We start from the raw sequence: 12298 nt of genomic DNA, 5'->3' as shown, positions 1-12298 counted from the left end.
TCGCCCCGCTCAGAAGACGTAGTTCAGGCCGAACGAGATCGAGCGCCCGTTCTTGATGTAGGCGCGGCTCGAGCTGGTGCTGTCGCCGGCGGTGTACCAGTAGGTGTGGTTGTCGAAGAGGTTCTGGACCTGCATCGAGGCCGTCGCGCCCTTCCACAGCTTGCGCCGGACGTTCAGGTCCACGAACTCGTAGTCCTGTTCGTAGGGGTTGTTGCCGAAGTCCTGGATGCCCTCGAGGAACTCCGACTGGTAGCTGTAGGCGGCATAGGCTTCCCAGCCCTTGTATTCCCAGAACAGCTGAACGTTGGCGACGCGCTCGGGCGTCTCCATCAGCGGCAGGGTATAGCCGGCCGGGTGCCAGGAGATGCCGGTCTCGGCCTCCGACTTCTGCAGGGTCAGGTTCACGCTGGCGCCGAGCTTCGACAGCGGGCCGGGTAGCCAGTGGAACACCTGCTGGGCGCTCAGCTCCATGCCGTAGACCTTGGCCCACTTGCCGTTGTTGGGCATCGAAACGGTCACGCCGTCGGGACCGATATTGGTCCCGGCCGTCCCGTCGCGGATGTTCGAGGACGAAGAGCGGTACAGGAAGTTCTTGATGTCCTTGTAGAACAGACCCAGCGAATAGGCGCCGGTGTCGCCGTTGTAGCGCTCGATCGACAGATCGTAGTTGACCGCCTTCATCGGCTTCAGGTCCGGATTGCCCTGCTCGATCGCCACCAGCACCCAGTCGCTGGTCGGATTGACCTTGCCGTCGCCGTCCGGATCGCTGTCATACCCATACTCGCGGGCCGACGACATCCGGGCGATGTCGGGACGCGCGAAGCTGGTCCAGATCGCCCCGCGCAGCTTGGTGCGGTCGTCCAGGCTGTAGTTCAGGTGGATAGACGGCAGGACGTTGGTGAAGTCGCTCTTGTCGGTCGAGTAGTGGCCGCCCTGGACCTCGTCGAGGATGTAGGCGTCGATGGTGTTGTTGGTGCTCTCGACGCGGACCCCGCCGATGACCTGGGCCTTGCCGACCCGCGCGGTCGCCATCAGGTAGCCGGCGAAGATGTCTTCCTTGAAGGTGAAGCTGTCCTCGCCGCTGAGCTCGGCGTTGCCCGGATCGGTGGCGAAGCCTTCGAAGAAGGTGCTGTTCCCCGCCATGGCGCGCTGCAACTCGGCCAGCATGGCCTTGTTGTCGATGACCGTGCCCAGGCGGTAGAGGCCGGAGTATTCGCCGTCGAACAGGCTGGTCACTTCCTTGCCGTAGAAGCGCGAGAAGTCCGCCAGCGTGCCGTCGGCGTCCAGGTCCATGAACTCGCCGCTGTAGGTGGACCGCTTGGAGCTGTAGACCTTGCCGCCGGTCTTGACCGCTTCCAGCCAGTCCGAGGCCGGTCGCCATTCGAGATTGACCTGGCCCTGCCACAGCCGCTCCTGCGCGCCGCCGATCTCGCCCGACAGGCCGGCGAAGTCGCACTGGCTGTTATCGTGGATCGCCGCCATGCCGGCGTCGTTCAGCACCCACTTGGGAAAGCGGCTGTCGCCGAAATTGGTGACCTTGACGCCCTTGTTGCCCAGCCAGCCGTACTTGTCGCTGCGGAACTCCATCTCATAGCTGTCGTCGATATTGTCTTCCGACTTGGCGTAGGACAGGTCGTAGTCGGCCTTGAAGTCGCCCCAGCGGCTGACGCCGCCGAAGTTCAGCGACATCAGCGAACCGGTCTCGCGCGAGCCTTCCCAGAAGCGGCGGAGGCGGAAGCCCTGCGGATCCCAGGTCCCGGACGCGCCGTCCAGCGTGTAGTACGACTTGGTGGAGCGGTCCGCGTCGGTGATCCGGCCATCGCCGTCGCGGTCGACGATCTGGGCGGTCGTGTAGCTGTAGATCCGGCCCTTCTTGGCGTCCGTGCCGATGATCGACGCCTCGGGCGCGGCCAGGCCCGTCATGGTCTTGTCGACCTGGGTCAGGCGGGTCGAGTTCTTGCCGGTGTCATTGCGGAAGTTCAGCCGGTTGCTGAACTCGTCCTTGGTGTATTCGTTGAACTGGCCGCGCAGGTGGAAGTCGTGCTTGTCGCCGCGATAGTCGAGGCTGGTGTTCACCCCTCGCCGCTCGACCTCGGTCTCGCCCAGCGCCAGGTCCATGCCGCGCATGACGAAGGTCTCGGGATCCCAGCCGAGGGTCTCGCTGTCGGCGTACCAGACCGAAGGCTGGTTATCGCCATCCACGCCGTTCTGCTCGAACTGCGACTTGCGGCGCGACCAGCTGCCGGTGACGAACACGCCCCAGTTGTCGTTGAACTGGCGCCCGAACGAGCCGGCGACCTCGCCCGACTTCTTGTTGTCGAACTTGTCGAGCATCCCCGCCGAAGCCGAAAGCACGCCATAGGTCTTGCCATGGTCGAACGCCGTCGGCGTGCGGATGTCGATCGAGCCGCCCAGGGCGTCGCCGTCGCGGTCGGGCGTCAGGCTCTTGATGACGGTGATGGAGTCGATGCCTTCCGGCGGCAGAAAGCTTAGGCGGACGCCGCGATAGAAGTTGTCGTCGCGCGAACCCGTGCCGCCCATGCGCACGCCGTTCATGGTGTAGTTGTTCAGCTCGGTCGACAGGCCGCGGATGGTGATACGATCGCCCTCGCCCGTGGTGTGGTTGCGCACCGCGTTCACGCCCGGCAGGCGCGACAGGGACTCGGCCACGTTGTTGGCAGGCAGGTCGCCCATGTCGTCGGCGCTGATGACGTCCGAGATGAAGTCGGCCTTGCGCTTGGCGTCCAGCGACCGGCGCAGGCCCGCCGCGTAGCCGACGACGACGCCGTCGACCTCGATGGCTTCGGGAGCCTCGACCTCGGCCTGCGCCGTCTGGCGCTCCAGGGTCAGCACGCCGCGCACCTCGCGGGCCTCGATACCCGAGCCGGCGATCATCTTGCGCAGCGCCTCGCGCGGGGTCATCGCGCCCGAAACCGCGTTGGACGTCCGCCCACGGGTCAGGCCCGGGTCGAAGACGATCGACAGGCCCGTGTCGCGCGACAGCGTCCGCAGCGCCTGGCCCAGGTCCTGGGCCGGAATGGCGATGGTGACCCGCGCCTCGGCATTGCGGGTCGCCTGCCAGGCGTGGGCAGGCGCGGCGACGGACGCCAGCACGGCGACGGCCGCCGCCGTCAGCAGCCCGTTTTTATGGATACGCATTCGAACAATCCCCTCCGATCGAACTGATCGTCACGGGGTTAGACGGCGACCGCCGAGGTCCTGACAGCTGTCATAAAAACTTGTTCCAAGCGGGGCTAACCGACTGAAATCACGTATTGATCCGCCTTCTGACGAGTAAGCTTGAAACCGTGGAGCCGGGCGATCGCAGCCAGGGCGTTCTCGGGATCGTCATAGGCGAAGCGGCCGCTGACCAGCACCCGCCCGACCGATGGATCGGCCAGCCTGACCTCCACGCCGGTCGTGCGTTCCAGGTCCTGGACCACGCTGGCCAGGGTCGCCTCGTTGAACTCCAGCCAGCCCTTGGCCCAGGGCGGCACGTCGGTTTCCAGTTCGGGCCGGGCGATCGCCGAGCGCTGGACGACGCCGTCCAAGACGCGGGCCTGCTCGCCCGCGTGAACGTGCACCGCGGCCCCCTTCCCCGCGACCTTCACGATCCCTTCGAAGACCTCGACCTCGACCACCGCACCGGCGGCCGTCTGGCGCTGATCGACATTGAAGCGGGTGCCCACGGCGGTGACCCGCACGCCGTCGACCTCGACCGAGAACGGCCGGCTCTTGTCGGGGGCCACCTCGAAGAAGCCCTCCCCCTTCAGGCGCAGTCGTCGCTCGTGCTCGCCCAGATCGACCCGCACCTTGCTCTGGCCGTTCAGCCGGACCTGCGAGCCGTCGGCCAGCGCGATCGGCCTCGGCACGCCCCGGCTTCCCTCGATCAGCTCCCCACGGGGGGCGAGGCCGCCTCCGAACATCACCACCACCCCGGCGACGGCGGCGAAGCCCACCCCGACGATAGGGGCCAACATCGGCCGCCCCCTTCGCGCGGGCTTGCCGCGAGCCATCCGCTGCGTGGCCCAGATCACGGCGGCGTCGTCGAGCAGGACCTCGTGGCGGCGCAGCAGGTCGTGGCGATCGGGACGCCCTTCCAGCCACTGTTCCAGCGCGGTCTGCTGCTGATCCGACCAGTTTGCGTCGCGCCGGGCGTCGGCCCACAGCGCGGCCTCACGATCGTCCCTGGGGTTCACGGTCCTAGTCGACATGGCGGCCCTCCGCCGTCCGACGCAGCGTCTGGGCCGCGCGGCTGTAGTGCTTCTGCACCGCCTCGATCGACAGCTTGAGGTCCCGGGCGATCGCTTCGTAGGATTCCTCGCCCGCGCGGCGACGGACGAAGACCTCGCGCCGCAAGGGCGGCATCGCCTCCAGCGCTCGCTGGCACAGCCTCGACCGTTCGCTCATGTCCAGCGCCTCCAGCGGCGTGGCTTCGCCATGGATGGAAAGTTCCGCCGCTTCCAGGTCGTCGATCTGGACGCTGGCCGCCCGCCGGGCGCGATCGACCAGGATGTTGCGCGCCGCGCGCATGGCGTAGAACAGGGGATCGGCGATAAGCGTGTCGCGCGCCCGCGCCAGGACGCGCAGGATCGCCTCCTGGGTCACGTCCTCGGCGTCGACCGCCGTAGCCAGGCGGCGGCGAACATAGGCCAGCAGGATCCGGTTCTGCGTCGCCAGCGCCCGCCCCACCTCCTGCTCGTTACCGATCACCCGCCACGCCTCCTCGACGGAGCGTGGCTATAGGAGCGCCTTGTGACGGATCCGATGAGTTTCGATGTCGGTTTGATGGCAAGGACAACGGCCAGCCATGTCCAGGCTTGAACAAGGCCGAGCGTCCTCCGCAGCCGGCGGCCCGCGCTTCGCCTCACGCGGCGTAGGCCGCGCCCGACCGGAGAGCGCGCGGCGCTCCGGCCGGGCTGGCCACACCGATCAGAACCTCCAGCTGACCTGGGCGCGAGCGCCGTGGTCGGTCAAGCGATCGCCGTAGCTTCCCGAGTAGGTCACGCCCAGCACCGCGGCTTTGCCGAGGTCGGCCTCCAGGCCAAGATTGACGGCGAGGCTGTCCTTGTCGATCGGAGCGCCGACAATCCCGAACGACGGGGCGCCCGTGAAAGCCAGGTCGATGGTCGGCATACGATCGCCGAACGCATGCCGCAGCGCGGCCGAACCGGTGAGGCGCAGGTTAAGCTCTCCCGCGCTCAGGTCGCTCTTCAGGCGCACGCCGACCGAACCATAGGCCAGGTGTTCATCGCCGCCGCCATGCAATGCGGCGCTGCCGCCTTGCTCTCTGACATCGGCGTCGGTGAGCGCGACATAGGCCAGGCCGGCGTACGGCTGCAGCGTCACGCCAGCCGCCTGACGCTTCACGGCGACTTCGCCGAACGCCTGATAGGTGCGGGCCGAATAGTCGCCGGACAAGGCTTCGGCGAAACTCCCGAACGCAACCCGGCGCGAGGCCTTCATGTCGTGCCACGCATAGGCGCCGCCGAGCTGGAACGACACCCCGCCGCGCTCGGCCAGGACGTAGCCGCCGAGGTGATAGGTCTCGACGTCGTGCTTGGCGCGGGCGGTCTTCAAGTCGCCGGCGCTGTAGCCCACGGCGACGCCGGCGCGGATGTCCCCGCCAAGCGAGCCGTCGTAGCCGGTCAAGAACCCCTGGATATCGCGGTCGTAGCTCTGCGCATTGCCGTCGCCCTTCATCGAGCCCCAGCCGCCGAAGGTCTCGCCCCAGGCCGACGGTCCCTCGACACCGGCCAGGTCGCCCCGCGCCAGGATCGCGTCGCGCACGAAGCGGCTGTCCTGGATCAGCGAGCCGCGCAGGCTGGCGTAGTCCGAACCGGCCAACTGGTCGAAGGCGTCACGGGCCTGCTCGGTCGAGAGATTGACCACGCCGTCGAAGACCGGGTTGTCCCAGCCCAGGTGCTCGGCCCCTGCCCCCGCCGCGACCTGGTTGGGGGTCACGCCGATGTCCGCGAAGCTGATGTCGTTGCGCCGCAGCCGCAGATAGACGTTGGAACCGTCGTAGCTGAGCGAGGGATCGAGGAAGGCCAGGTTCGAGGTCACGCCGTCAAACCTACCGCCGGCCGCGAGGCCCCCGCCGGCGTGCAGGATCAGGTAGCTGGTCTGCGGCCTGTAGGTCCCAGCGCCCGCCAGGACCCTGACGGTTCCCCCCTGGATCGTGGCCACGCCGGACGCGACGATCTTGTCCGACTGTCCTGCGACGTCCGCCTCGACCTCGAAGACCGAGCCGGGCTTGAAGGTGACGTCGCCGGCGACGTTCAGCGTGCCGATCGAGTTGCCAGGCGCGATCGTGCCCAACACGACGGTGGTCCCCACCGTGCCAACGCCCTGCAGGCGCGCGCCCGACCAGACGTCAAGCGTGCCGCCGAGCACGCCGTTCACCGCCAGCGTACCCCGCTCGAGCGTGGTCGCGCCGGTAAAGCCGCTGGAAACGCCGGTCAGCTCCGTCTTGCCGGCGCCGATCTGGCGAATGGCGCCTGCGCCGCTGATCGCTCCGGCGAAGGTCACGCTGTCGGAACGGTCGAACGCCAGCACGCCATTGGCGACGATGTCGCCGCCGATCGAGCCGCTGGTTCCGCCGGCGCCGAGGTTCAGCCGAGCGCCCGCGGCGATGGTCGTGCCGCCGTCATAGGTGTTGTTGGCGGTGAAGGTCACGCCGCCGCCCAGGATGCGCACCGCGCCCGAACCGGAGACCAGGCCGCCGAAGGTGATGGCGTCCGAACGGTCGAAGGCCAGGACGCCGTTGTTGGCGACGTCGCCGACGATCGAGCCCGAGGTCCCGCCATCGCCGATCTGCAGCACGCCCGCGCGGATGGAGGCGCCGCCGCCATAGGTGTTGGCGCCGGTAAGGATCAGCGTGCCGGCTTCGGTCTTGACGATCCCGCCCGCGCCGGTAATCGCCACGCCGATCTTGGCCGCGTCGGCCAGGACGCGGATCTCGCTGCCGCCGGCGGCCGTGACCAGCTGGCCGCTCCCGCTGAGCTCATAGCCTTCGTCGACGAACTGCAGGCCAAGGAAGCTCTGTGCGCCCTCCACCGTGATGTCGCCGCCGGTGAAGGCGCCGGCGTCCTTGAAGATGGCGTACTTGCCCGCCCAACTGGCCGGAGTGTTGCCGCCCTGGTTCAACCACTGACTGCTGGCGGCGCTCCAGACGCCGTCGCCGCCCTGCCAGTGCTGCAAGGTGTCGTCACCAGGAATGAGCGTGGTGCTGATGAAGAGATCGACCCGGCCGCTGCCCGCCTGCAGCGCATAGTCCACGTTGCTCAGCGACGGCGTGGCGCCGATCGTCGCCGTATTGGCGGTCAGGGCGCCGCCATAGGTGATCAGACGATAGTAGCCGAGCCCCGGGACGCCATCGGCCAGGGCGGCGCTCCGCGAGAGATTGACCACGCCGTTCAGCGCCAGGTCGCCGCTGACGATCAAGCGGTCGCTGACGCCCGGCGAGGCCGACGACGCCCCCGGCGCGCCCAGCTCGATGTCGAGATTGGCGCCCGAAGCCAGGGTCAGGTCGCCCGCGATCGACAGCGAACCGACGGAATTGCCCGGCGCCAGATGGCCGCCGCTCTGGACGATTGTGTCGCCGACCGTGCCCGTGCCGCCCAGCGTCCCGCCGGAAGCGACGGTGACCGTCGACCTGGCCAGGGAACCGTTGACCGCCAGGGTTCCCGCGTCGACGGAGGTCGCACCCGTGAAGCCTGAGGAATCACCGGTCAGGATCAGCTTGCCCGAGCCGGCCTGGCGCAGAAGGCCGGAACCGTCGATGACGCCGGCGAAGGTCAGGCTGTCGGAGCGATTGAACGCCAGCGCGCCGTCAACGAGGACGTCGCCGGCGACCGACCCCGTCGTCCCGCCGGCGCCGAGCGTCAGCTGGGCGCCCGAGGCGATGAAGGCGCCGTCGGCATTGGTGTTGTTGGCCGTGAAGGTCACACCGCCGCTCAGGATGCCTACCGCGCCCGAGCCGGAGATCCGGCCGTCGAAGGTGATGGCGTCCGAACGCCGGAAGACCAGCACGCCGTCGTTGACCACGTCGCCGACGATCGAGCCCGAAGTCCCGCCGTCGCCGATCTGCAGCACGCCCCCCTGGATGGTCGTGCCACCGGCATAGGTGTTGGCGCCCGTCAGGACCAGCGTGCCGGCCTCGGTCTTGACGACGCCGCCTGCGCCCGTGATCGCCGCGCCGATCTTGGCTTCGTTGGCCAGCACGCGGATCTCGCTGCCGCCCGCGGCCGTGACCAGCTGGCCACTTCCGTTGAGCTCATAGCCCTCGTCGACGAACTGCAGGCCACGGAAGCTCTGCGCCCCCACCACCGTGATCTCGCCGCCGGTGAAGGCGCCCGCGTTCCTGAAGATGGCGTACTTGCCGGCCCAGCTGGCCGGGGTGTTGCCGCCCTGGTTCAGCCATTGGCTGCTGGCGGCGCTCCAGACGCCGTCGCCGCCCTGCCAGTGCTGCAGGGTGTCGTCGCCAGGAATGAGCGTGCTGGCGATGAACAGGTCAACCCGGCCGCTGCCTGCCTGCAGCGTATAGTTCGCGTTGCTGAGCGACGGCGTGGCGCCGATCGTCGCCGTGTTGGAGGTCAGGGCGCCGCCGTAGGTGACGAGGCGATAGTATCCAAGGCCCGCCGCCATGGCAGGGCTCTGCGAGAGATTGACCACGCCGTTCAGCGCCAGATCGCCACTGACGACCACGCGGTCGCTGACGCCCGGCGAGGCCGACGACGCGCCCGGCGCGACCAGCTCGATGTCCAGGTTCGAGCCGGCCGCCAGGGTCAGGTCACCCGCGATCGATAGGGTCGCCACAGATCCGATGGATCCCCCGGAGCCGGGAGCCAGATGGCCGCCGCTCTGGATGGTGGCAGCGCCCACCGTGCCCGCGCCGCCCAGCGTCGCGCCGGAGGCGACGGTGAGCGTAGAGCCGGCCAGGGAACCGTTGACCGTGAGCCTGCCCGCATCGACAGCCGTCGTGCCCGTGAACCCCGAGGAATTGCTGGTCAGGATCAGATTGCCCGAACCGGCCTGGCGGAAGGCGCCCGCGCCGCTGACGACGCCCAAGAAGCTCACGCTGTCAGAGCGATCGAACGTCAGGCCGCCGTTGACGACGGCGTCGCCGATCAAGCCGCTCGTCCCGCCGGCGCCCAGGTTCAGCTGCGCGCCCGAAGCGATGGTCGTGCCGCCGGCATAGATGTTGTCGGCGGTGAAGGTCACGCCGCCGTCCAGGATGCGCACCGCGCCCGAGCCGGAGATCCGACCGGCGAAGGTGATGTCGTCCGACCGGTTGAAGACCAGCACGCCGCGGTTGCCGACATTGCCGACGATGGAGCCCGAAGTCCCGCCGTCGCCGATCTGCAGCGTGCCCGCATCGATCAACGTCCCGCCGGCATAGGTGCTGGCGCCCGTCAGAATAAGCGTGCCGGCCTGGGTCTTGGTGATCGCGCCCGCGCCGGTGATCCCCACGCCGATCTTGGCGACATCGGCCAGAACACGGATCTCGCTTGTGCCCGAGACGGTGGCCAGTTGGCCGGTTCCGGCCAGCTCATAGCCATCATCGACGAACTGCAGGCCGATGAAGCTTTGCGTCCCATCCACCGTGACCGTACCGCCCGTGAAGGCGCCGGCGTCCTTGAAGATGGCGTACTTGCTCGCCCACGCAGCCGGCGCGTTGCCCCCGTCGTTGAGCCATTGCGTGCTGGCGGCGCTCCAGACGCCGCTTCCGCCCTGCCAGTGCTGCAGGGTGTCGTCGCCGACGACCGCAGCGTTGCTGATGAACAGATCGACGCGGCCGCTGCCGGCCTGCAGCGCGTAGTTCACGTTGCTCAGCGACGGCTTGGTTCCGATCGTCGCCGTGTTGGCGGTCAATGCGCCGCCATAGGTGATGAGGCGATAGTACCCGATGCCGGCGACGCCGTCGGCCGAAGACGCACTCTGCGAAAGATTGACCACGCCGTTCAGCGCCAAGTCGCCGCTGACGACCAGGCGGTCGCTGACGCCGGGCGAAGCCGACGAAGCGCCTGCGGCGCCCAGCTCGATGTCGAGGTTGGCGCCCGAGGCCAAGGTCAGATCGCCGTTGATCGACAGCGAACCGACCGAATTGCCCGGGGCCAGATGGCCGCCGCTCTGGATGGTGGTGTCGCCCACCGCGCCCGTGCCGCCCAGCGTCGCGCCGGAAGCGACGGTGATCGTCGATCCGGCCAGCGAGCCGTTGACCGACAGGGTTCCGGCGTTGACGGCCGTCGCGCCGGTGAAGGCCGAGGAGTCTTCGGTCAGGACCAGCTTGCCCGAGCCGGCCTTGCGGAACTCGCCCGCGCCCGAAAGCACGAACCCATAGGTTCCGTTGCTGCTCTGCTCGAGCGTCAGGAACGCGCCAGCGCCGATCGTGGCGTCGTTGCCGAACAGGCCAGCCGAAGCGATCACACCGCCGCCCGAGATCGTCCAGTTCGAGGCGGACTCGCCCGTCAGCGTGAGGGTTCCCGCGCCCGTCTTGGTGACCGCGCCGCCGCTGGACATCTGGCCGCGATAGACCCCGTCGAACGCCTGGTCGAAAACGACGCCCCGGCTGCCGGCGCCGCTGCCGAAGACCACGCTGCCGGCCAGGCTGTTGCTGTCGCCCTTCAGCACGCCTTCCCGCACCGACCAGGTCTGAGCCCCCGTGCCCGTTAGGGTCCAGGTGCTGGCGCCCAGCTTCTCGAAGGTGTCGAAGCCCATGTAGCCGTAGCCGTCCACGGATCCGTCCGACCCGATGTGCATGGCGTTGAACGTGTCGTCGTCCGCGCCGCCAAGGGCCAGCACGTTGTTGGAGCCGCCGCCGGTCACCGCCACAACGTCACGGATCCACGAGCCGGCGTGAAGCTCCAGGCGGTTGTCGCTGCCGAACAGCTCGATCGCGTAGGCGCGCTGGAAGCTTACGCTGACGCCGCCGATGATCGTGCCCGAATTGATGATGGTGGTGGAGCCGGTGCTGGCGCCGACCACGCCCCGGCCGCCGGCGCCCCGCCGGATCGCATTGGAGGCCGGGCCGCCCGCCCCGCCCTGGATCGTTCCGGCGTTGACCAGCAGCCCCGGCTGGCCGCCCGTGAAGACGATCCCCGCACCGCCCGCGCCGGAATAGTTGCCGCCGAAGTTGCCGTTGCCACCCCCGCCGACGCCGCCGGCGATGACGCCGGTCGCGCTGTTCTCGATGCTGCCGCCCCAGGCGATCACGCCGATGCCGGCCGCCCCGCCGTTCGAATAGCCGTAGCCGCCCTCGCCGCCGGTGATCGTGCCCGCGTTGGTGATGGTTCCCAGGTTGCTGAGCACGCCGGCGGCGCCGGCCCCGCCCCAGCTGGTGAAGGTGCCCCCTGCCCCGCCCGTGATCATGCCGCTTACGACGTTCAACGCGCCGCCGCTGTAGAGGAACAGGCCCGCGCCGCCGTTGCCGAACGAACTGCCCGTGCCGCCCGTGATGGCGCTGGCCGAACCGCCCGCGCCGCCTTCCACGGTCACCGAGCCGCCGTTCAGCAGCACCAGCCCAGCGCCGCCGCCGCCGCCACCGCCCCCGCCGCTGGTGCGGCCCGCGCCGCCGTCGCCGCCCGCGACGTCATAGCCTGCTGTCGACAGCTGGACGTTCGCGCCCGTAAGCACCAGCCCGCCGCCGCCGCCGCCGCCGGCCGCGGTGCTGCCGCCATCGGCGCCGTCCGTCGCGATGTAGTCGACGACCAACGACGCGGTTCCAGTCGTGGCAAGCTGCCAGCCCAGGCCGCCGTCGCCGCCAGCCCCGCCGCCGGCCCCGCCGCCGCCGCCGGCCGAGAGGTCGTTCAGCGCCCCGGGCTGCCCTCCGGCGCCGCCGGCGCCGGCTTCCGCCGAGCCGGTCGGCGTGGTGGCCGCCGCCCCGCCGTAACTTCCAGCGGCGGAGGCGCCCCCGCCCCCGCCCGCGATACCGCCCTGAGGCGTATAGGGGCTGTAACCGGCGCCAGCGCCGCCGCCCTGGGTGATCTGCCGGGCTTGCGCCATCGAGGCGCTGAGGCCGACCGCCAGCGCCAGCACCGTGAGCGAGACCGAGTTGCGGATCGCCCGCGAGCTGTTGATCGACTGCCGCACTTTGACACCTGCCAGGCCCGTCATGGCGGGCCGCTCCTGAACCGCAGGGGCGTCAGATCGCGTCACGCGACGCGCTGGCTAGGGCCGGGCCCGATCCCCTCAAAGGCACGCGCAGACAGGCATCGACGACACACGCCCTTCAGGCGAGCAGCATCGATGATCCGTGAAACGCATGTTTTCCGTCCCTGCCAGCGAGGCGGGCGCC

4 protein-coding genes are annotated in these 12298 nt (G+C 69.2%); all 4 read right to left on the bottom strand.

Annotation, left to right across the window (positions count from 1 at the left end; all coding sequences use genetic code 11):
* Positions 1-9: 9 nt before the first annotated feature.
* The 4 genes from ACODR1_RS22245 to ACODR1_RS22230 all read right to left on the bottom strand — a co-directional run bounded on the left by ACODR1_RS22245 (position 10) and on the right by ACODR1_RS22230 (position 12117).
* Positions 10-3159, bottom strand: coding sequence for a TonB-dependent receptor (locus ACODR1_RS22245; RefSeq protein ID WP_488882382.1), 3150 nt, complete (start codon positions 3157-3159; stop codon positions 10-12).
* A 95-nt stretch (positions 3160-3254) separates the two neighbouring features.
* Positions 3255-4214: a FecR family protein gene (locus ACODR1_RS22240; RefSeq protein ID WP_488882381.1), complete on the bottom strand. Its 960-nt coding sequence runs from the start codon at positions 4212-4214 to the stop codon at positions 3255-3257.
* Positions 4204-4713: an RNA polymerase sigma factor gene (locus ACODR1_RS22235; protein ID WP_488882380.1), complete on the bottom strand. Its 510-nt coding sequence runs from the start codon at positions 4711-4713 to the stop codon at positions 4204-4206. Before ACODR1_RS22235 ends, ACODR1_RS22240 begins: the two co-directional genes overlap by 11 nt.
* 219 nt (positions 4714-4932) lie before the next feature.
* Positions 4933-12117, bottom strand: a complete 7185-nt coding sequence (locus tag ACODR1_RS22230; protein WP_488882379.1) for an autotransporter-associated beta strand repeat-containing protein — start codon at positions 12115-12117, stop codon at positions 4933-4935.
* Positions 12118-12298: the final 181 nt, after the last annotated feature.

Source organism: Caulobacter sp. FG7, assembly GCF_057808875.1.
The sequence above is the reverse complement of the archived record's forward strand: the minus strand, read 5'-3'. Positions and strand labels throughout refer to the sequence as shown.

What these genes read in the sequence shown, in the direction of transcription:
- ACODR1_RS22240 (WP_488882381.1), bottom strand. Translation starts at nt 4,214, where the DNA reads ATGTCGACTAGGACCGTGAACCCCAGGGACGATCGTGAGGCCGCGCTG.
- ACODR1_RS22245 (WP_488882382.1), bottom strand. Translation starts at nt 3,159, where the DNA reads ATGCGTATCCATAAAAACGGGCTGCTGACGGCGGCGGCCGTCGCCGTG.
- ACODR1_RS22230 (WP_488882379.1), bottom strand. Translation starts at nt 12,117, where the DNA reads ATGACGGGCCTGGCAGGTGTCAAAGTGCGGCAGTCGATCAACAGCTCG.